The 21,595-nt window shown below is 52.8% G+C and carries 18 protein-coding genes and 1 pseudogene; 14 read left to right on the top strand and 5 right to left on the bottom strand.

Features of this window, described 5'->3' with window-relative positions; genetic code table 11:
- Nucleotides 1-56 precede the first annotated feature (56 nt).
- Nucleotides 57-464, bottom strand: a complete 408-nt coding sequence (locus tag AC6HVW_RS13050) for a cupin domain-containing protein (RefSeq protein WP_186486983.1) — start codon at nucleotides 462-464, stop codon at nucleotides 57-59.
- Between the two features lie 223 nt (nucleotides 465-687).
- Between AC6HVW_RS13050 and AC6HVW_RS13045 the strand changes: the two are divergent.
- Nucleotides 688-1,269: pseudogene (locus AC6HVW_RS13045) on the top strand (histidine phosphatase family protein); the annotation flags it as partial.
- Nucleotides 1,270-1,667: 398 nt separating this feature from the next.
- Here AC6HVW_RS13045 and fdhF read toward each other — a convergent pair.
- Entirely contained in the window at nucleotides 1,668-3,839 is a 2,172-nt protein-coding gene (fdhF, locus tag AC6HVW_RS13040) for a formate dehydrogenase subunit alpha (protein WP_497569475.1), read from the bottom strand.
- Nucleotides 3,840-4,832: 993 nt separating this feature from the next.
- Complete coding sequence (locus tag AC6HVW_RS13035; protein WP_186486981.1) at nucleotides 4,833-5,738, bottom strand: DMT family transporter; 906 nt, start codon at nucleotides 5,736-5,738, stop codon at nucleotides 4,833-4,835.
- 178 nt (nucleotides 5,739-5,916) lie between these two features.
- On the opposite strand from AC6HVW_RS13035, the gene AC6HVW_RS13030 reads away from it, so the two are divergent.
- Nucleotides 5,917-6,786, top strand: a complete 870-nt coding sequence (locus AC6HVW_RS13030; RefSeq protein ID WP_497569474.1) for a helix-turn-helix domain-containing protein — start codon at nucleotides 5,917-5,919, stop codon at nucleotides 6,784-6,786.
- Nucleotides 6,787-6,804: 18 nt separating this feature from the next.
- The gene (locus AC6HVW_RS13025; protein ID WP_186486979.1) at nucleotides 6,805-7,242 is read left to right on the top strand and encodes a VOC family protein; all 438 of its coding nucleotides are present in this window, start codon (nucleotides 6,805-6,807) and stop codon (nucleotides 7,240-7,242) included.
- Nucleotides 7,243-7,289: 47 nt separating this feature from the next.
- Here the strand turns inward: AC6HVW_RS13025 and AC6HVW_RS13020 are convergent, their stop codons facing one another.
- Nucleotides 7,290-7,571, bottom strand: a complete 282-nt coding sequence (locus AC6HVW_RS13020) for a YjcB family protein (RefSeq protein ID WP_059200858.1) — start codon at nucleotides 7,569-7,571, stop codon at nucleotides 7,290-7,292.
- A gap of 306 nt (nucleotides 7,572-7,877) precedes the next feature.
- Between AC6HVW_RS13020 and mrdA the strand changes: the two genes are divergently transcribed.
- Together mrdA and AC6HVW_RS13010 are read left to right on the top strand one after the other, a co-directional pair.
- Entirely contained in the window at nucleotides 7,878-9,803 is a 1,926-nt protein-coding gene (gene mrdA, locus AC6HVW_RS13015; RefSeq protein ID WP_186486978.1) for a penicillin-binding protein 2, read from the top strand.
- 101 nt (nucleotides 9,804-9,904) lie between these two features.
- Nucleotides 9,905-11,623, top strand: coding sequence for a penicillin-binding transpeptidase domain-containing protein (locus tag AC6HVW_RS13010; protein WP_186486977.1), 1,719 nt, complete (start codon nucleotides 9,905-9,907; stop codon nucleotides 11,621-11,623).
- Nucleotides 11,624-11,630: 7 nt separating this feature from the next.
- On the opposite strand, the gene AC6HVW_RS13005 is transcribed toward AC6HVW_RS13010, so the two are convergent.
- Complete coding sequence (locus AC6HVW_RS13005) at nucleotides 11,631-12,749, bottom strand: OmpA family protein (RefSeq protein ID WP_186486976.1); 1,119 nt, start codon at nucleotides 12,747-12,749, stop codon at nucleotides 11,631-11,633.
- A gap of 880 nt (nucleotides 12,750-13,629) precedes the next feature.
- Between AC6HVW_RS13005 and acpS the strand changes: the two genes are divergently transcribed.
- The 9 genes from acpS to AC6HVW_RS12960 all read left to right on the top strand — a co-directional run bounded on the left by acpS (nucleotide 13,630) and on the right by AC6HVW_RS12960 (nucleotide 21,556).
- Nucleotides 13,630-13,932 carry a holo-ACP synthase gene (gene acpS / locus AC6HVW_RS13000; protein ID WP_261397482.1) on the top strand — a complete coding sequence of 101 codons (303 nt, stop codon included), beginning with the start codon at nucleotides 13,630-13,632 and terminating at the stop codon, nucleotides 13,930-13,932.
- An 86-nt stretch (nucleotides 13,933-14,018) separates the two neighbouring features.
- Nucleotides 14,019-14,774 carry an SDR family oxidoreductase gene (locus AC6HVW_RS12995; protein WP_186486975.1) on the top strand — a complete coding sequence of 252 codons (756 nt, stop codon included), beginning with the start codon at nucleotides 14,019-14,021 and terminating at the stop codon, nucleotides 14,772-14,774.
- 16 nt (nucleotides 14,775-14,790) lie between these two features.
- Nucleotides 14,791-15,378, top strand: a complete 588-nt coding sequence (locus AC6HVW_RS12990) for a 3-hydroxyacyl-ACP dehydratase FabZ family protein (RefSeq protein WP_021806448.1) — start codon at nucleotides 14,791-14,793, stop codon at nucleotides 15,376-15,378.
- Between the two features lie 21 nt (nucleotides 15,379-15,399).
- Nucleotides 15,400-15,723 (top strand): acyl carrier protein, encoded by a 324-nt coding sequence (locus AC6HVW_RS12985; protein WP_021806447.1) that lies wholly within the window; start codon nucleotides 15,400-15,402, stop codon nucleotides 15,721-15,723.
- Nucleotides 15,720-16,820, top strand: coding sequence for an aminomethyl transferase family protein (locus AC6HVW_RS12980; protein ID WP_497569473.1), 1,101 nt, complete (start codon nucleotides 15,720-15,722; stop codon nucleotides 16,818-16,820). Before AC6HVW_RS12985 ends, AC6HVW_RS12980 begins: the two co-directional genes overlap by 4 nt.
- A gap of 187 nt (nucleotides 16,821-17,007) precedes the next feature.
- Nucleotides 17,008-19,566: a beta-ketoacyl-[acyl-carrier-protein] synthase family protein gene (locus AC6HVW_RS12975; protein WP_186486973.1), complete on the top strand. Its 2,559-nt coding sequence runs from the start codon at nucleotides 17,008-17,010 to the stop codon at nucleotides 19,564-19,566.
- Complete coding sequence (locus AC6HVW_RS12970; RefSeq protein WP_186486972.1) at nucleotides 19,563-20,798, top strand: beta-ketoacyl synthase N-terminal-like domain-containing protein; 1,236 nt, start codon at nucleotides 19,563-19,565, stop codon at nucleotides 20,796-20,798. The genes AC6HVW_RS12975 and AC6HVW_RS12970 overlap by 4 nt, the downstream gene beginning before the upstream one ends.
- Complete coding sequence (locus AC6HVW_RS12965; RefSeq protein WP_186486971.1) at nucleotides 20,785-21,150, top strand: hypothetical protein; 366 nt, start codon at nucleotides 20,785-20,787, stop codon at nucleotides 21,148-21,150. The genes AC6HVW_RS12970 and AC6HVW_RS12965 overlap by 14 nt, the downstream gene beginning before the upstream one ends.
- A gap of 25 nt (nucleotides 21,151-21,175) precedes the next feature.
- Nucleotides 21,176-21,556, top strand: a complete 381-nt coding sequence (locus AC6HVW_RS12960) for a hypothetical protein (RefSeq protein WP_186486970.1) — start codon at nucleotides 21,176-21,178, stop codon at nucleotides 21,554-21,556.
- Nucleotides 21,557-21,595 lie beyond the last annotated feature (39 nt).

Raw genomic sequence — 21,595 nt, 5'->3', positions numbered from 1 at the left:
TGCTGCGCCCTTGGTCATTAATCTCAAGCCACCCGTTTGGGCAGGTGGCTTTTTTATCATGGCAGTTGACGGTAATCCTCGTCGGATACCGGTTCCAACCACTCATTGGAGGAACCCTCGACCGGGACCGCCACGGCAATATGCGCAAACCAGCTATCCTGGGCTGCACCGTGCCAGTGTTTGGCTCCTGCCGGGATATTGACTACGTCTCCGGCGGTAAGTTGGCGAGCCGGTTTATTCCACTCCTGATACCAGCCGCGCCCCCCGGTGACCAGCAGGATCTGGCCGCCCTGATGGTGAATATGCCAGTTATTCCGACAGCCTGGTTCAAACACCACATTGCCAATGGCTACCCCTTCGGTGGTCAACATGTTCAGGTAGCTGGTGCCGGTGAAATATTGCGCATAGGCGTCATTTTTTGGCCCTTTGGGGAAAATACCGTTACCGTCAAATTTCTCGTTCATTTCGTCTTCGCCGTCAAATTACGCCTGCTTTCAGGAAGCAACCAAAAGGGTGGCCGATGTGCTTATGGCTGACAGGAGGGAGTGTATTACAGGGCCAATTCAATGATAAGGTAGCCAAATATGCATACACCTATGCAAATAATTCATTAGTCACGACATTGACCTGCAGGTTCGCGGCCTTACCTGGCGACGTTCTTAAGGGTAAATATGGGTGGAAAGAACATTGAAGCAAGCATTTAAAAACGGCGTATTAGCGTTACTGTTGTCCAGCGTGGCAGGGGCCGCCTGGAGTGAGCAAACCCTGGTTTTCGTTCGCCACGGAGAGAAGCCAGATAACAACAGTGGTCAGCTGACCTGCAAAGGTTTTAACCGCGCCTTGGCACTGCCGGAGGTCTTGATCTCCCGCTTCGGTAAACCTGAGGCCATTTATGCCGCTGGCCCCAAGAAAAATAAGCTGGGCAACTCCATGCGGGCATTGACCACCATCACCCCAACGGCCATTCGGCTCTCGCTGCCGGTGAATATCCAGTATCACGCCGATGACATTGCTGATTTGCAGACGGCCCTGTTGGACGAACGTTTCCGCAACGCCGTGGTGTTCGTCTCTTGGGAACATCATAATCTGGTGCAGGTGGTAAAAAATATCATCACCGCCGAGGGAGGTGACCCACAACAGGTTACCAAATGGCCTGGGAGTGATTTTGACGGTATCTATGTGCTGACCATTAACCACGATGCACCCGCCAACAAGATCCGCTTCGAACGTCAAACCGAAGGGCTTAATAACGTCGCGGATACTTGTCCAACCGGAATGAAGTATGCATGGAGCAACACTGATTTCAGCGCGGAGGTACAGGGTTTACCACACAGGGTTAAGGTGCTGATCGGGGAGCATGATCCGACATTCAACACGGATCTGATGCGTTCTACCTACCTTGCATGGTATCCGAGGGCTGAACTGGAAATACTTGAAAATGCAGGTCATTACCCAATGAATGAAGTACCGCTCGCGCTGGCAACGAGCATAGAGAACTTCTTGCGACAGGCCTGACAAGGCGATCTAAAGTGCGGACAATGTGGATTGTTCGGCCTAATAAGCCGCTAATTTGCATGAGTAAATAAGGTCAAGACCGGTGAAATAAATCATTGAGGTGGGATGGCACACCGCACCTCAATGATTACCGTCTTAATCCATTAATTAACTTAAGCTCCTAACGGCAAGAGCAAGTCATCCACGGCGCTGCGCAGGCGGGCCTTCATGGTGCAGTAACTTTGCTGAGCATAGTTTTCTGCCCATTGCTGATCGGCAATGGCTTCCAGCTTCACCGCACAGTATTTGGTTTCCGGCGTTTTCGAGATCAGATCCAGGTTATCCTGGGTCAGTTCATTACAGGCGCCAATCCACCACTGGTAGGTCATATAAACCGCGCCCAAATTAATCCTCTCGCTATAGTTGGCTCGGGAAATCACCTTGCCGCGGCGGGAGGCCACCCAAACCAGTTGTTGGTCGGCAATGCCCAGCTCAGCGGCGTCTTGCGGATGGATCTGCACAAAACCAGGCTCATCCGCCAGCGTTTGTAGTGCCTTACAGTTGCCGGTCATTGAGCGGCATGAGTAGTGGCCGACCTCGCGCACGGTACACAACACGAGAGGGTAGTTTTCATCAGGGATTTCTGCGGGAGCGCGCCAGGCTGTAGCAAACAATTGACCTTTGCCGGAAGGGGTCGTGAATTGGTTCCCCTGATACAGGTAAGGTGTCCCCTGGCTGTCCAAGGTGGTACAAGGCCACTGCACATGGCCGAGCTCACCCATTTTTTCGTAAGTGGCTCCGTAAAACAGTGGGCACAGCTCGCGCATCTCGTCCCAGATCTGTTGGTTATCTTCGTAGTGCATTGGGTAACCCATTTCACTCGCCAACAGGCTGATAATTTCCCAGTCACGTTTGACGTTATACTGCGGCTCGAGAGCTTTCTCAAAACGTTGGAAACCACGATCGGCACAGGAGAACACTCCGCCATGCTCCCCCCATGAGGTGGCAGGTAAGATCACATCGGCCTGTTCGGCCGTTTTGGTCATAAAGATATCCTGCACCACAATAAAGTCCAGCGCGTCGAACCCACGACGGACCAGGCTCAGATCGGCCTCGGTCTGTAATGGGTCTTCCCCCATGATGTAGTAGGCTTTGACTTTACCTTCAAGGGCCAGGTGCGGTATTTCGGTGATACGGTAGCCTACTTCGGCGTCCATCTGTGCAGCGTCAATCCCCCAGGCCGCGGCAAATTTGGCTCGTACTGCGGCGTCGGTCACGGCCTGATAACCAGGGAATTCGTTTGGCAGAACCCCCATATCGCAGGCTCCCTGAACGTTATTTTGTCCACGAACCGGCCCAACCCCCACGTTGGCGCGCCCCAAATTACCCGTGAGCAGTGCCAGGCTGGCAATGCCTTTCACCACGTCTACAGCCTGACCAAACTGTGTTACGCCCATGCCCCACATAATGGTGGCGGAAGGGGCACTGGCGTAGATACGCATTGCCTGGCGGATCTGCTGGGCAGTGACCCCTGTCAGGTGCTCCACCGCTTCAGGAGAATAGTCTGCCACTTGCTGGCGATAGGCGTCGAAACCTTCGGTATATTTGGCAATGTAATCGCGGTCATACAGGTTTTCTTCAATCAAAACGTGAGCGAATGCATTCACCAGCGCCATATTACAGCCGTTGTTGATTGGTAAATGCAGATCGGCAATACGCGCCGTTTCGATGCGGCGTGGGTCGCATACTATAATCTGTGCACCTTTCTCTTTGGCCTTCAACACTCGGCGAGCCACGATAGGGTGCGAATCTGCACAGTTGTAGCCGATGATCAGCAGGCACTTGGAGTTTTCGATATCGCCGATAGAGTTACTCATCGCGCCGTTACCCAGAGTCGCTTGCAAACCGGCAACGGAAGGGCCATGGCAAACGCGGGCACAACAGTCGACATTGTTATTACCGATCACCGCCCGGGCGAATTTCTGCATGACGTAGTTGGTTTCATTACCCGTCCCGCGCGATGATCCGGTATGCATGATGGCACGCGCACCATATTGCTGTTTGATCTCTTTCAGACGCTGTGCCGTGTAACGGATCGCCTCCTGCCAACTGACAGCTTCAAATTTGCCACCTTTCACACGCCGGATCAGCGGCTGATTAAGGCGCGGAGTCAGCAGTTTGGTATCATTGAGGAAGTCCCAGCCGTAGTAGCCTTTCAGGCAAAGTTCCCCCTGATTGGTTACCCCGTCTGCCGCTTCGGCGCGCAGGATTTTGCCATTTTCTACTACCAGTTTCAGTTTGCAGCCTGCGCCACAGTAAGGGCAGACAGTAGTGATTTTTTTCATGGTGAACTCCCGGATTACCCCTGTAACTTTTGAGCGCAGCTAAAAAGCCTTCGGGGATGGCAAGGTTTATGCTCCGCCTATGGCAATACATAAAACATGCCAACCAGGAAATGTTTTTTATAACAGTAGGTTGCAGGGTGATTGATGATGTTTCGACACTTTTTCGACATAAATGACGATGCGGTGCCGGATTTTCGTCACTACTTTTATCGTAAAATCAGCTCAGGCATAGGCGGGGGAGGAATCAAACACAATTACGGTTTTCCCGTATTATTTTAGACCATGGCTATCGATTTATTTTCCGCTGCTTACTTTGACTATTGCCAATAAAATTACTATATCGCTTTAACGGTTTATATTATAGGGGTGATTAATAGGTGTTTACTGTCGAATAAAAATAACCTGGCCTTGATAAAATAATTTAGAATGATAGTTGCTATCAATTTCTGGAAGGATATTCTGTGATGACTTCATTTGAGAAGTGAGTAGGTGTTAGCACCTTCAGGCATTTTTACAATGCCTGAGCAATTTCTCTTGTTTTTATTATTGATTAAGATCAATATTGTGATTATTAAAAATAGGTCCATTACGTACATTTTAGGGGGGCTAATGAAAAACATTCTATTTGTCTTTTTTTGTGTTTTTCTTGGGGTTGTCATAGGTTCTATTGCGAGAAGCTTTAACGCGTCTCCGTTATTTCAGTCCTTGGCTATTTCTACTGGCATAGCAATCGTGATGTTTATTTATTATCAAGTAACAGGGGTTTTTAAATGAAAGCCTTAAGTTTTGATGACATTAATTTGGTTTTAGGTGCGGAAAGTTAATAAACCATTAATATGTATGAGTAAACAAGGTCAATACGAATCCTACTGCAATGGGCTGTAATCTTTCGTGATAGGGGAAAATCATTGAGGTAGTTTACATCACACCTCAATGATTTTTGTGGATTATCTTAAGTGGGCAACGGTATCTCGACGCTTATCTTTAATACCGTCACTGAACCCCACGTTTCCATCGATATAGATTGAACATCCCCGGCTTGGAAAACATCACCAGGTTGCCCAGCAGGATCAGGCACAGGCCAATCACCGCATTCAGATGCCACTGGTAACCCTCATACAGAGTGGAGATCGTCAGCGCCACCAATGGGAACAGCAAGGTGCTGTAGGCAGCGGCGCCTGAGCCGATGCGGCCTAACAGGGTGAAATAGGCGGCAAAGGCGATCACCGTGCCAAAAATCGCCAGATAGAACAGCGAACCCAGATAACGAGTGGTGAATTCGAGCTGCAATGAAGCGCCCTGTGCCAGTGCGATGGCAAACATCAGCAGTGCGCCGTAGCTCATGGCGTAGGTATTGGTGGAAAGCATATCCAGCCCACGGCGTTGGTGGCGCGTGCTGAGCATGTTCCCCAGCGAAAAACCGTAGGTACCCAGAGCGCTCAACCCGATACCTTTAAGCAATTCTGGCGCCATCTGGGTCGCCATCAGATCCTGCCAAAACAGCGCCACGATGCCGATCATACCTAACAGCGCTGCAGGAAGCAGGTTGGGGTTGGGGCGTTGGCGGAAGAAAATCATGCTGTTAACCGCGTTGAACAACACCGCCATTGAGAAAATCACCGATTCCAGCCCGCTGCTGATATAGGCCGCCGCCAGGTAGAAACAGTAAAAGTTAAAGCCAAACACACAGCAGCCCTGCAACATGCAGAACAGGTGGTCCCGCAGGCTAATGGCCCGCAGACGGCGTAGCGCCAGCATGGCCAGCCACATCACGACGGCAGCCAACAGGAAGCGGTAACCGATCGAAACGGGGATCGCCACCGTGCCTTGTTGCAGGGTAATCGCAATCCAGGTGGTGCCCCAAATCAGCACCACGGCAAGATACAACAGCGTATTCATAAATTCTCCTGTGAATGATGACGGGAGTATTCATCTTTTTGCGCCGTAACGCTTTCAGCCTTTTGCGGCCAATTGCATATTCTTGCGCTTTTTTTGTTAAAAGCGCCCGGTGAAAACTGGTATCCCGCGCCAGCACTCTTTAAACTGAAACGGCTTGGATCACAGGAATAGGGCAGCAATGGCATACCTGGCATTTGAAACACTGCACCAACATAAAGCCCGGTTGCACAATAGCGTGCAACTGGGATCTGGCGTGCAACTGGCGGCCTGGTCCAACTGCAACGATCGTATCACCCAGGAAAGTGCCGATCACCACACCCTCAGCCTGTACGTGGCAGATGGTTATGAGTGCTATCAGAAGGTGCCTGGGGGCTGGCAGAACGGCGGCGGCCCGGATCGTTTTTGCATCATGCCGCGTCATTACGAATCCACCTGGGATGTCCGCAGCAATCTCTCCTTTGTGCATCTGTATTGTACCGACCAGCATTTGCGCCATTTGGTGGAGCAGACCTGGGATCGCAGCCCGGCGTCCATCAACGTAGAGCCGCTGTCGTTTGCGGAAGATCCGCAAATCACGCTGCTGTATCGCCAGTTTTTACTTAATCACAATTGGCAAGACACCGCTAACCAGCTGGCACTGAGCAGCGCCTCCACGCTGTTGATGTCGCATATGCTTCAGCGCTACACCCAGTTGCAATGGCGGCTGCCCAGCGTGCGTGGTGGGCTGGCACCGGCCGTGCTGAAGCGGGTGCAGGAGTTTATCTATCACCATCTCGATCAACCATTGGTGCTGGCCGATCTGGCTGCTCAGGTGGAATTGAGCGAGTTTCATTTTGCCCGCATGTTTAAACACAGCACCGGGCAGGCACCGCATCAGTATGTGATGCAGGTGCGTTTGCAACAGGCGGAGAAATTACTGCGCAACACGCTGATGCCGCTAACCCAGATTGCGCTGGATTGCGGCTTTAGCTCGGCCAGCCATTTCAGCCACCGTTTCAAGGCATTCTATGGCCATACGCCGATATGGCTGCGGCAGCAAAGCCGTTAATCCCTGAGGAGAAAGGATATGGAACAACCATTTTGTGGAGTTGAGGTACTTTTTGTCGCGGGTTTTGGCCCGATAACCCAAAACACGAGCCAAAGTGCTGCGTTTTATCAGCAAGCGCTGGGGTTGCCGCTAAAGCCAATGGAGGGGAATGAGGACTATCTGCTGACCGAGCACGATGCCTTGGCGGGCGTGAAGCACTTTGCGCTTTGGCCTTTGGCGCAGGCTGCCCAATCCTGTTTTGGTCAGGCTCAATGGCCACAAGATTTACCGGTGCCGCAGGCGTGGATGGAGTTTGACGTGGCAGATATGGCGAAGGCCACCCAAACGCTGCTGGATCAGGGCTATCAACTGCTGGTAGCCAACCGTCTGGAGCCGTGGGGCCAGAGCGTCACCCGTCTGCTAAGCCCGGAAGGCTTGCTGGTCGGCGTGACCTTAACGCCCTGGATGCGCCACTAACTTTGCTGGGGCGCGATATGCTGCACCCGTCTAGACTGGAAAAACGGTTATGGCAGGGGGAAGGCGGTCGGGTTTTGGCTCATGACATCGATGAAGACGTCCTTGAATGATGCCCAGAATTGCATAATGCCAGCCAGGTTGAAGGACATGCCCATCAGCCCCATCACAAACCAGCAGCTAGTGAACAGCCCCAGGCTGCTGAACACAAACGCCATGCCGTTACGGCTAGCCTTGCGGCACAACACATTCAATTGGCTGGCCAGAAACATCATCACTGCGCTCAGTAATTCCCAGCGCATCATAATAAAGCCAGTGGCTATGGTACTCATCGGAGGTGATCCTTTGCTACAAATGCCGCAGCCGGCTCCAGGTATCAGACCTTGGGGCAGAATGCGCATTGGATAGACGGTGGCTTAGGTTGTTAGTGTGATCTGTGTCACATTATAGCATTGGAATAATTGGCGTCTCAATAGTCGTTATGGCCTGTCTGACAAATCACAGCAACATTCCAATATGTTGAAACATTTATGCCAAATCATTAGCAACCTTTTAATGTGGTACCAAGGCTATTAACGCTATGCTTGCCGGCTTTTCGCCCCTTTTTAGCAATCAGTCAGGCAGGTAAGACCCCACGCATGGCCCAATTAAAAGATCCTTTCCGTGACCATCCCGCCGAAGAAACGTTGTTCATTCGCCGTGCCTGCGTGGCGATGGTGCTGGTCGTCGCCTGTTTTGGCTTGCTGGTTTTCAACCTGTATCAGTTGCAGATCAAACAGCATGCGTTTTACCAGACGCGCTCCAATCAAAACGACATCAAGATGCTGCCCATTGCCCCTCATCGTGGCCTGATCTTCGATCGCAACGGCATCCCGCTGGTGCGCAATATACAGCTGTATCAGATTGAAGTGACTCCCAGTAAGATTGCCGATATGGCAACGCTGCTGCAAAACCTGACGCCCATTGTTGATCTGACGCCGGATGACATCGCCGCCTTTCGTGATGATATGCGCCACAATAGTCGCTATAAGCCCGTTACCCTCAAGACCGGGCTTAGTGAAACCGAGGTGGCTCGTTTTGCGGTAAACCAGTATCGCTTTGACGGAGTAACCATCGAGACCTACCAGCAGCGGCAATATCCTTACGGGGCACAGTTGGCGCACGTGGTGGGGTATGTCTCGCGAATTAATGATAACGACGTCAAAAAGCTCGAGCAGCAGGGTCAGGCGCAAAACTATGCGGCCGACCACAATATTGGCAAACAGGGGTTGGAAGCCTATTACGAGAAACAGCTACACGGTACCACCGGTTATCAGGAAGTGGAGGTGGATAACCACGGGCGTATCGTACGCCTGCTGAAGGAACAACCGCCCCAGGCGGGCAAAGATATCTATCTGACGCTGGATCTGCACCTGCAACAGTACATCGAAGGCTTGCTCAAAGGGCAACGGGCGGCGGTGGTGGTCGCCGATCCGCGCGACGGAGGCATTCTGGCGATGGTCTCCAGCCCTAGCTACGATCCCAACCCGTTCGTCAGAGGTATTGGCTATCAGGCCTACAAGTCGCTGCTCAGCAACCCGGATTTACCTCTGATAAACCGTGTGACGCAGGGGCTATACCCGCCTGCTTCAACGGTAAAACCTTATATGGCGGTATCGGCACTGTTTGCCGGTGTTATCACCCCAACCACCACTTTCTTTGGCGCACCCACCTGGACCTTGCCGGGAACGCAGCGCCGCTATCGCGACTGGTTGAAAACCGGGCACGGCCTGCTGAACGTCACCAAGGCGATCGAGGAGTCGGCCGACACCTTCTTCTATCAGGTTGCCTATGAGATGGGGATCGACCGGATCCACCAGTGGCTCAGCCAGTTTGGCTATGGCCAGCCGACGGGGATCGATCTGAACGAGGAATATCGCGGCGTGCTGCCGAGCAGGGAATGGAAGCAGCGGGTGCATAAAAAAGGCTGGTACCAAGGTGACACCGTCTCGGTGGGTATTGGCCAGGGGTATTGGATCGCTACGCCGATCCAGATGGTGAAAGCGCTGACCACGCTGATCAACAGCGGCAGGGTGAAAACGCCGCATCTGCTGTATTCGATGAAACGGGGCAGGGAAGTCAAACGCTACCAGCCACCAGAGCAGGCCGTGCAGATTGGCGAGGCCAAATCGCCGTATTGGGGAATTGTGCGCAACGGTATGTATGGCATGGCGAACCTGCCTAACGGCACCGGGTATAAGCTGTTCCATACCGCGCCCTACCAGATAGCGGCCAAATCGGGGACCTCACAGGTTTTCAGCCTGAAAGAAAACCAGACTTACAATGCCAAAATGATCCCGGTACGCCTGCGTGACCATATTTTCTACACTCTGTTTGCGCCGTATAAAAACCCGCGGGTGGCGATGGCACTCATTCTGGAAAACGGGGGTGGGGATGGCGTAGTTGCAGGGCCGACGGCCAGGGCAATCCTGGACCATATTTTCGACCCGGCCAATGCGCCAACGCTGGGGGAAAACGACGGTAACCAGAAGCAGCTGGGAGACAGTGACGATGTGCAACATTAAACGCGTTTGTTTTTACTTTCTTACAAACTGCAACCTTCTGGCAATCTGACTCAGGTTAGACTTAGCGGATAAATAATCAGTTTAAAAACGTAGGCTTAACAGTGGCTCCTCCAACCAAGAAAAACGGTAAAAACTACTCGACGGCGCGTTTTGGCTGGATTTGCGCGGGCATCTTGGTCTGCTTTTTTCTCTTGATGTTCCGGGTCGGCTATTTACAGCTGCTGGAACACCAACAGTTGGCCGATCAGGCTGACCAGCGTTCCATTCGTACTCAGGTGTTGCCCACCAACCGTGCGATGATCACCGACCGTAACGATGCGGCGCTGGCGGTCAGTGTCTCTTCCAAAGATATCGTGTTGGATCCCAAACATATCCTCGATACCCAAACCGATACCAGCACCGAGCGCTGGCAGAGTTTGGCCAACGTGTTGCAAATGCCGCTTGCTGATGTTCAGCATCTGATCCAGGCCAACGCCCGTAAGCGCTTTGTCTATCTGGCACGCAAGGTGGAGGATGACAATGCGGCCTATATCAGCAAGCTGCACCTGACCGGCGTTAGCACCGAGCAGGACTTCAGCCGTTTCTATCCTATGGGGCAAGACGCCGCCGGGCTGATTGGCATTGTGGGGCTGGATAATCAAGGCCTGGAAGGGATTGAGCTGGGTTTCAACCCGTTGTTGCAGGGTAAAAACGGCCTGCGTGTCTATCAGAAAGACGGCAGCGGTGCAGTCATCGGCGTGATTAAAAGCGTAGACCCAGTGCCGCCACCGAACGTCACGCTAAGTATCGACAAATTTATTCAGTACGTGCTGTTTTCCCAGATCCGCGATGGGGTGATCGCCAACCAGGCCGATTCCGGCTGTGCGGTGCTGGTGAAGGTGAATACCGGTGAGATCCTCGGCATGGCCAGTTATCCCTCTTTCAACCCCAACAACTACGCCAATACGCCGGTGAAAGACATACATAATGTCTGCAGCAGTGACAGCTTTGAGCCCGGCTCGACGGTAAAACCGGTGGTAGTGATGGTGGGGTTGGATCACAAACTGATCCGGCCAGATACCGTGCTGGATACTACGCCTTATACGGTGAACGGCCATCTGATCAAAGACGTAGGCCATTGGTCGAAACTGACCATTACCGGCGTGCTGCAAAAATCCAGCGATATTGCGGTTTCGCATATTGCGTTGGCGTTGCCTGCCACGGTGTTGCCTGCCGTTTATCGCAGTTTTGGCCTTGGGCGGCCAACCGATCTGGGGATTGGTAACGAAAGTAGCGGCTATTTGCCCGCTCACCGTGCGCGCTGGGCTGATATTGAACGAGCCACCTTTTCCTTTGGTTACGGTTTGCGCGTCACTCCGCTGCAGATGGTACGCGAATATGCCACCATTGGTTCATTCGGTGTTTATCGTCCGCTTTCCATCACTAAAGTCACGCCGCCGGTCATGGGGCAGCAAGTCATGCCTGCCGAGGTGGTAAAAACCGTGGTGCATATGATGGAGAGCGATGCATTGCCTGGGGGCAGCGGCCTCAGTGCCGCAGTGCCTGGCTATCGCTTGGCGATCAAGACGGGTACTGCTGAGAAGATGGGGCCAAACGGCAAGTACGATGGTGGCTATATCAACTACACCGCAGGCGTGGCACCGGCCAGCGATCCGCAGGTGGCCCTGGTGGTCATGGTCAATAACCCCAAGGCAGGCAAACACTTTGGTGGCTCGGTGGCGGGGCCGGTATTTGGCAAGATTATGGCCCAGGTGCTGGAGCATATGAATATCTTGCCAGATGCTCAGCCGTTGAAGGTAGTAGCGGTAGGTAAGGGCTGAGTGGCCATTACTTCTCGACTACCCGCAGATCGATCCTGCGGTTCTTGACACGATTGGCTTCGCTATTGTTAGGCACCAAGGGGTAAGCCGAGCCGTAACCTTCTGCGCTGATACGGCTTTCCCCAATCCCCATTTTGACCAACGCCATGCGTACCGCATCGGCACGATCCTGCGATAAACGCCGGTCCATCTGTTCATTGGCCGACTTATCGGTATAGCCCCCCAGTTGGATCTCCACATCCGGATAAGCACGCAGAATATCGACGATGTTCCTCAGCTGTTCTTGTGATGCAGGGGTTAACTCGGTGCGGTTGGTGTCAAACTGCAGGCGATCCAGCGTAAACCAACGTTTTTCGCTGGTGGGGGCATTGCTCTCAATATAGGTGATCAGCAGGTTCTCGACGCTACGCTGCGACAACAGAAGCTGCTTGCCATCGGCCAACCGGCGGTAGGCCACATCGCTCTGACCGCTGGCCTGCATGGGTTGTAACACGCTAAAACCACGCAGTGAGAACAGCAGCGATACCAATAGCAGCGCCAGCATTAGCCACGGCCAGATACGACGTTTGGGGGGCACCAGCGACCCGGTGCGGGAAACGGCCGGATCGGCGGGGATAAGAGCTGGCAACTGATTTAGCACCGCCGTTGGCTGGGCTGCGGCAATCTGCGGCAACTGCCACTCGAGCCAGCCTTTTAACGACGGTGATTGTAGAGAGCGTTGGCGCAGATATTCGCCCAACAGGCCAAATACCACCGCGGAGGCCACGGAAAACAGTCGCTCGGCGACCTGTTTTTCCAGCACATAAAAGCTCACAAACAGCTGGGTGAGGCGCTTCACTTTGTGGCCAAGCACCATCGTCAGCAATGCAGGGCTGAATTTACCCAGTGCTTCATCCAGAAAGCGCAACTCGAAGGGGGGAGTGCGCCCGACCAACTGACGGAAACGCAGGGAGTTGTCATTGCGATGCAGGTAGTCGCGGGTCTTTTGCAGGATCAGGGCACCCATACCGTTAAGGCACAGCGCGATCTTTTCTTTAGCCGTTACCAGCTTTTGTTCCAACACCGTCAGCACCTGGGGCGAGATCGCCGCCATCTGCTGGTTAATGACATTTCCCATCTGGTACATTCGAACCTCCATTTCATCTGCGCGTATTCTGCACCGCAGAGTATGGTCAGTTCAACTTGTTAAACTACGAAACTAACATGGATAAGTCTGATATTTCAGCCTGATTAGGCTGTTTTCATAGTCTGGCCGATTCTGCTGGTGAACCAGGGCCCCAGCTCTGTCGGGCAGAGTAACAGACTGGCCTGCTAAGCCGAAGAGATTATTGATTAAAAAATGAGTAGCGAAGCGGAAAGGAAGGTTGCGCCTCCTGAAGCCCTGGTTTGCCAAAGGTGATGTTCGTTTGATCATGGCTCTTTTGGGGACGGAATTTGAATTTCAGCTGTGCATTATTGTTTGAAAACGCTTTCTGTTTAAAAATTATGCGTCAACGCAATGCAGGACATGATGCAAAACTCTCCGACATTTATCGATCATCCAGATAAATTAGCGGGAATGAAAGTTTCATAATGGCCATTTTTTAAATAGTATGAAAGGTAAAAATACTTTAAATTAGGTTATTTCTTGAATTAACCTGAATTTAATCTGTTATTATTTTGAATAATCCCAATGGGTGGGATTATTCTTGCAAAAATAAATTCCGGTTAATTAATAAAAAATGACATATCCGACCAGCCAAAATGTCGTTATGGGTTTTTATTCTGAATCTTGGCTTAATAATTAGAATAATGTTCTATTTTATTTGTTGATGGTGTTTTTTACTGAGGTTTTATTGATTGTTTTAAACATTTCGCGATAACATTCTCGTTAAGCAATGCAGACAATTCCCTATTGCAATTTTATTGCGTTATAGGTTCCGCCATTATTGCCATATTGTATCTGCGTATTATGTCGCTTTCACACGAAGCTGCTTCAATGGATTTGACGATGGGAGTCAGTTAGGATGAATCTTGGTGTGGATATTATTGAGATCGCACGGGTAAACACCGCATTAACGCGAAGTGGCAATCGGCTGGCACAGCGTTTGTTAACCCCGGCAGAGCAGCAGGCACTGGGGGATTTGGCCGCAAATGTCGAACGACTGGCTGGCTTCTGGGCAGCCAAAGAAGCTGCCGTGAAGGCTCTTGGCACCGGGTTCCGTTTGGGGATCCTATTCCACAACATCGAAATCAGACACGATGAGTTGGGTTGCCCTTATTATTTTTTTAGCGGTGAGTTTGCGAGATTGATGCAGGAAAAAAATTGACTCATGCCACGCTGAGCATTTCTCACTGTCAGTCACATGCCATTGCCGCAGCGGAATTGGGTTAATTATAAAATAAGGGGATATCTATGTTTCACTATCCCGATATCGGGGGTAAAAATGTGGTTGTCACCGGCGCCAGTGGTGATATTGGCTTAGCTATTTGTGAGAAATATCTTGAGCAACAGGCTAAGGTTTTCGCTATTTACCATCATGACAATAGCGGTCTGGAAAAATTAAAAACCTCTCATCCGCAAGGTGATAATCTGCATATCCTGCAGTGCAATGTTGCCGATGTTAGTGAGACTTCCAGACTGGCCGATGAGCTCGAGAAACAGGCTCATGAGGTACATGTGCTGATTAATAATGCCGGGATCTACAAAGACAACGTATTTTCCGCACTGACGTATGAAGAGTTTGATCAGGTTATCAAGGTTAATCTGTACGGCACCTTTACCATGACCAAACGGCTGCTGCCATTATTGCGCCATGCCCGCAATTCAACGGTGGTGAATATATCTTCGATATCCGGTATCACCTCCAGCTTTGGCCAGAGCAATTATAGCGCTGCCAAGGCTGGCATTATTGGCCTCACCCGCACCTTGGCCAGCGAAATGGCCTCGAAGGGGATCCGCGTCAATGCCGTGGCACCGGGGATGATTGAATCCAGAATGGTGAAAAAAGTGCCGCGCCAGATCGTGCGCAACGTCATGTCCGCTATTCCGTTGAAACGTCTTGGTCGTGTCGACGAGATCGCCAACGTGGTGGCTTTCTTAAGTTCAGACGCATCCAGCTATATCGTTGGTCAGACTTTGGTGGCCGATGGCGGCCTGGTGATGCGTTAACCGACAGGAATGTTGTATGGCTAATTATAACAAGAGTTTAGTCCAGCCCAATCTGCTGCTGAAAATGGGGTCCTGGCGTGCACCGATATTTATGGTTGACCGCATCGTGGACTTTTCACCGGGAGAAAGGGGCTCGATTACCGTGATCAAGCACGTCACCTTTAATGAATCCTATATTCCGGGGCATTTTCCAGACAACCCGGTAATGCCTGGCGTGATGATCGCCGAGATCTTCGGCCAGTCTAGTGAATATCTGAGTTTGCTGAACGATTTCTGCCAGTTGCATGAGCGTGAAACCCAGCAACCGTTGAAGAAATTTGATGAGGTATCACGGGCGTTGCAGACGCCAGAGGGCACGGCACGAGTGATAGCCGAGCGGGCGCGCGTGTTGGGCGTGCTGGCCTCTCAGGACGTCAAGTACAAAAGCATGGTCGCGCCAGGCGACACCATTGAAGTCAACAGCCGCCTGGCGTTCGCCGATATGAACGGGTTCCACCACTACGAAGTGGAGGCGCGGGTTGGCCGGAATGTGGCGTGCGTCGGGCGGATCGTCAATTTTCGTACCGATCGCATTCTGGCTGAAGGCAAAGGTATGTACGTTTAACTAACAGGGAGTAATGCCGCTATGAGCAACATCGCGCTTATTGAAAGGATTGAACAGCGCAAGTCTGTGCTGGAGAAAATCAAAACGGGGCTAATAGAACGCCTGAACCTCTATCAGAGAGTCAATCAGATTGACGATGACACACCGCTGTTTGGTAGTGGGTTGAAGCTGGATTCGGTGGATGCCACCGAGGTCGTCGTGTTGCTCGATGAAATCTTCGGCATCCGTGTGACAGAAGGTGACGATCCTTCCTACATGCGTAGCGTCAACACCCTGACTTCGTTTGTTATCGCCAAGCAGGGGGAAACCACCAACGGATCAGCAACAGGAGCGGACAAGGAATGACCAAACTCACTGACATTCATCAGCAGAATGGGGCGGTAATGGGGGAGCGTAACGGCGTTGCTATTCCCCTTAGTTATTTTGCTGCGGAGGAGGAGCACAAGGCGGTACGTCAACACATACTGCTGTCCGACTACTCCCATTTTGGCATCGCGGCCATCAATGGTGACAGCGCCTGGTCGTTGCTCAACCAGCTGGTTTCCGGCGATGTTTCATCGATCCGGGATGAGCAAGCCATGTACAGCCTGATCCTCGATGACGCAGGCAATATCATTACCGACCTGTATATCGCCTGTGATGACGAACGTTTTCTGTTGCTGTCGGAGTGGGTCAGCGGTGAAACGCTGTGCGAGATGCTGCGTGCCAAGCTGGCAGGCAATGAAGACGAGTTTGAGGATATCGACTCGATCGAATCGCTGACGCCAGAGTGGGGAATGTTGCACTTTGAAGGGCCGTACGCCTGGGAACTGTTGGCTGAAGTTTATGGGATGGACGTGATTGGCCTGCCATACCAGGAGCACATGCACGTTGCGGACGATCTGATCCTGCTGCGCAGCGGCAAGCATGGTGAATACTCTTACAAACTGATGGGGCCACAGGATCTGCTGGCCAATGTTTGGACCCAGATGCTGGAGGCTGGCGAAAGGTACGACATGCGTACCGGCGGGCTGAACTACCAGCGGAAAGTACGCCTGGAAAACCCTTGCTGGGAACCAGGCATGTTCAACGCCTACACCGGTTGCCCGATTGCTTTACAAATGCAGTGGGCAGTGCGTTACGACAAAGAAGCCTTCACCGGCCTGGCGAGTTTGAGCGAACGCGTAGAGCAGGGCAGCAGCCACCGTATCGTGGGGATGAGCATTGCCGGGAAATCGGACGCCATCCCGCAGCGTGGCGACAAAGTGATGTTTGACGGTAACTGCATCGGTGAAGTGATCGTCTGCGATTACTCGGCAGACCTGCAAGCCTGTCTGGGCCGTTTGTTCCTGACCGACGCCTGGGCTTGGGCAGACATTGATGGCTATCACGTGGTAACGGCTAATGGCCCGGTGGCGGTGACTACGTCGGCGGTGCCTTTCGCCCGTAACTACACTTCCTGATTAATCCTTCTGAACACAGTTATGTCGACAGCTCGCGCCCACGCAATCTACTGCAACAGCTTGAATGGCAAAAGCTGAGGGAAGAGAACGAGTAAGCCAAACACCCCCTAAAGCATCACGTTATTTTGCGCCATGGCAGCATGGCGCACTCACATTTGATTTCTGGTTTGCTGACACGGAAGACACTATGACAGTCACGCGTAAACGAGTGGTGATCACCGGTATGGGTCACCTCTCTTCCATTGCCACTAACGTTGCCGAGTTCAAACAGGCACTGCTGAATAAAACCTGCGGGATCAAGCCCAGCAAAAAGTACCTGGAATGGTTCGAGGATGCGAACGCCTCCGAGGTATTACAGCCTCTGAGTTGGCCCGACCTCCCGGCTGATATCGTAGCCTCATTGGATAATGCTTCATTGTGGGCCTATAAGGTTGGCCATGAGGCTTTGCAGCAAGGGCAGTTACCACGCGGAGAACTACGGGATAAAACCGGGCTGATCATCGGCGTTTCCTCTGCCGGTACCGAGCCCTTTATGCCATTGATCGAACGCCAGACGGAGCGCTTCTCGTTGAAGAAGGCCATGATCTCCGGCAGTTTTTCTTCCTGTAGCGCCATTGTCTCTTCACTGCTGGGGTTGAAAGGGGGCTTTGAACTAGTCGCTACCGCCTGTACGGCCAGTACCAATGCGATGGGGATAGGTTATGACCTGATCCAGAACAGCAAGAATGCCACGGTGCTGGTAGTTGGCACCGAGCCTGTCTATCTGCCGACCTTTGCCGGATTTTACGCGCTCCATGCCATGAAACGTACGCCGTCCAGCCCGTTCTCCGGTGCACCAGGAATGTCGGTTGGTGAAGGTGCTGGCGCTTTGTTGCTGGAGGAGTACGAACATGCCGTCGCTCGTGGCGCGACGATCTATGGTGAGATGGTCTCTTACGCCACCTCTTGCGATGCCTATCACGAGACAGCTCCAGACCCACGGGCCGAAGGGGCGGTACAGGTGATGCGCCATGCGATGCAGAATGCCGAGATCGGGCCGCAGGATATTGATTATATCAACGCCCACGGTACCGGCACGGACGCTAACGATCGCTGCGAAACGCTGGCCATGAAGAAGGTCTTCCCGAATATCATGGCTATTCCGGTGAGTTCAACCAAGGCTTATGTGGGACACAACATCGGCGCCGCCGGGATTATTGAGCTGACCGCCTGCTTCCTGACCTTGCCGGAAAACAAGATCCTGCCAACGCTCAACTTCACTACGCCGCGAGCAAACTGCGATCTCAACTACGTGCCCAACGAGTTCCAGGAAGCCGAAGTCAAGATGTTCATGAAGAACAACTATGCCTTTGGCGGTAACAACTGCTGTGTGATTGCCAGCGTCAAGCCAGAGCAGAGTCCGGTAACGCATTATCAGCCCAAACGCGTCGCGATCACCGGCATGGGGGCGGTCAGCTCCGTGGGCCACACCTTGCAAACCATGCTGGAAAAAATGTGGGCGCAGGAGCCACTGTCACAACTTTTCTCACCGGAGCTTGATGACGATACGCGCCATGGATTTCGTGAATTACTCAATGTCATGCTGAAAAACCAGGGTGTGGCTAACTACATGAGTAACCGCTTCGGCGCACAGGATGTGGAATACGAGCTGAACAAACCGGGCGGGGTGCATCAGGTGCAAGGGTTGGATGCCCGTAAGACACTACGCCGCTTTGATCCGCGTAAAGCCAATACCATCAGTACCTTTGCGTTACTGGCTCTTACCCAAGCCATGAACGACGCCGGGCGTAAGATCAAACGGGATGGCCAGACGATTGGCATGATCCTTGGCATGTCCAAAGGGCCGCATTCGACGGTGGATCGTTACCTGCAAAGCCTGTTCCCAGACCCAACCAAAGTGCGGACCTCCGAGTTTCCAGGTGCGCTGATGAATGCCATTTCGACGTTCTGTTCCATTTCCGAAGGGATCAAGGGCTATAACACCTCACTGGCCACAGGTATCAATGCCGGATTGGGTGCTTTGACTTACGGCTACGAGTTGGTCCGCCAGGATCTGCAAACGCAGATGATTGTAGGGGGGGCGGATGAAAATATGAACACCTTCGTCATCTGTCTGCAGGCGCTGAACAGCGATCTGCTGCTGACACGCGACCCGGCTGATTTCCAGATCTACAGCAAGGACGGCACAGGCTATATCCCAGGTGAAGGTTCGGGCATGCTGCTGATTGAAGATTTACAGCATGCACAGGATCGTGGGGCCCACATTCACGCCGAAATTGTCGGCTATGGCAAATCCAGCGATGGCTGTTACTTTGCCAAGGATGATATGCCAGCCCGCATCGAGTCCATGGCGGTGGCCATTCGTCAGGCATTGCACGAAGCCAACATGGCACCGGAAGAGGTGGATCTGATCTGTGGCACCAGTGATGGTACCGCCGCCCGTGATGCCGTTGAGATTGGGGCGATCCGTAGCGCCTTCGGTGAAGCTCGCCGTAACCTGCCGTTTGTTAACTACAACGCCTGGTTTGGTTTGGTGGAGTCCTGCGTTGGTATCCTCAATATCGCGGTGGTCACGGAGATTATGAAGCGGGGTGAAATCCTGCCGATCCCTTACACCGAAAACTTCTGTGCGGAGGATATCGCCTTTGTCACTCAACCGCTGAAGAAAACCGTCCGTAACGCTCTGGTGCTCGGTGCAACGGAAGGCGGCAATCACTATGCCGTGGTGCTGAGGGGTATGGCGTGATCCAGAATGTCGTCCTGAGTGGTTGGGGCGTCACCAGTGCTTATGCGCCGGATTTTCCGGCGCTGATCAAGGGGCTGAGCGAAAGCAGGTTGGCCAGCACACAGCCCTGGTTTGCCACCGAAAGCGAATGGCAGGATCTACGTTTGAGTTGCAACCCGCACCATGTTGCTGACCCTCTGCCGGCCGGTACGATGTTGACCCGCCTGCAGCCGGTTATCAATCAGGCGCTTGCCGGAGCTAGGATGACAACGGATCAATTGCAGGGAAAGCGGGTTCGGGTTTATCTGGTTGGCCATGGTGAACGGCCCGACATTGCTGATTTTATGGGGTATCAGGATCGCAACGACCAGGAAGAACTGCGGTTATTCCCAAAAATCAAACGGCTGCATGCCAAGAGTTACGGTCAGGATCGGCTGGCGTGGCAACTGGCGCAGAGCTATCAGCTTAGTTGGCCACCGGTTTCGCTTTATTGTGCCAGCAACTCTTCTTTAGCAGCGGTCCATTTGGCCCACTCGGCCATTGCTGCCAATGAGGTTGATTTGGTGCTGGTCGTTGGCTGGTTTGAAACGCTGACGCAGGACATTGTCTTCCTGGGTGGCCAGGACATGCTGGGGGAAGAGGGTTCACAACCGTTTAGCAGCCATAACAGCTGCATTCTACCCACCAACGGTGTTGTGGCGCTGATCGTTGAAAGCGAGCAACACGCTCGTCAACGCAGCTTTACTGCGCCCGTCAATTTGCGCAGCTCAGTGTTTTGCCAGAGCAGTGGTGCCAGGGGCAGCAGTTCCTTCACGGCGGATTTCCGCACTATTGCCCAGACGTTTGAGCGCGCACTGCTGGAAGCCGGGCTCACCGCGCAAGATATTGCCTGCGTTTTCCCTCATGCCAATGGGGTGATTGCCAGCGACAAGGCAGAAGCTATGGCGCTGCAAAAAGTCTGGGGGAAAGGCGGTGTTCCGGTAGTCAGTTACAAGGGGCAGGTCGGTTACATGGAGAGCTGCTGTGGTTTGCTGGACCTGATGCTGGCGGCGGATGCACTACAACAACGTCGTCTGCTGGCGCTGACCACGCGTTACCCGATTAACGACAGTCTGCAAATTCATGTTCATGCCGATAGCCCACCGTTGGCACTGAAGCGGCAGCACATCCTCAAGTCTGGCATCGGGCTCGATGGTTCGGCCATCGCCATGGTGATCTCCGCTAACAGAGAGGATGCTGATGAACACGGTTAAACAAGTGATACCGGCGGCGGCCATCAATCTGGTGGGGTTTTCCCTGCTGGAACCCTGCACGCCGATGCACCGTTTTTTTCCCAGCTGGTACAACGTATGGGAAGCCTGGTTGCATAAACAAGCCAATGCCAAAGCGGGCAGCGACCAGTGGTTGTTCCGTCGTTTCGGCATTGACAGTGAAATGCTGCCTGAAGAGGCGCTGCGTAAAGCCAATTATCGTGGCTGGCTGAACGACATGAGTGCGGCCTGCGCTCAGGCGGTGGCACAGTTGGGGAGCAAGGGGGAGTTTCGCCTGCGCAATGAGCGTAATGCGTTGATTTATTGTGATTTCTGGGGGGATATCGGTATTTGAAGGGGTCAACAGCTGGCGAGACTCGTTGAGCGTCGATATTCTGCCCAAAGGTATCGTGCGGGATTACGGCATCAAGGATTTCACCTGCAAATTGCGCGGTGAGCGTAACGGCTTGCTGAGTGCGTTGCGGATGGCGCAGGACTGCCTGAACAGTAATATGGCCGATAACGTCATCATCTGTGGCCAATTCCGCAGCTTCCCGGTGTTGGTTTTCTCTGAGGCCGAACACTTTCCTTCATCCAGCAAACGGGGGCCGATCCCCGCCAACAGTCAGTTTAGCGTTGAGCGGGTCGGTTGCCTGAGCCTCAAGAAGCAACCAGGCCAGGGCGTTGCTCTGCATTTGAGTGATTATCAAGCCTTGTCGGGGTCTACCCAGCGGCACGCCGGGCATCGAAATTGGTTATAGCGCAAGCATTCCGCTTTGTTTAAACCCTCAGGGAGAGAA

The organism is Serratia sp. NCCP-200 (assembly GCF_059697885.1).
The sequence above is the reverse complement of the archived record's forward strand: the minus strand, read 5'-3'. Positions and strand labels throughout refer to the sequence as shown.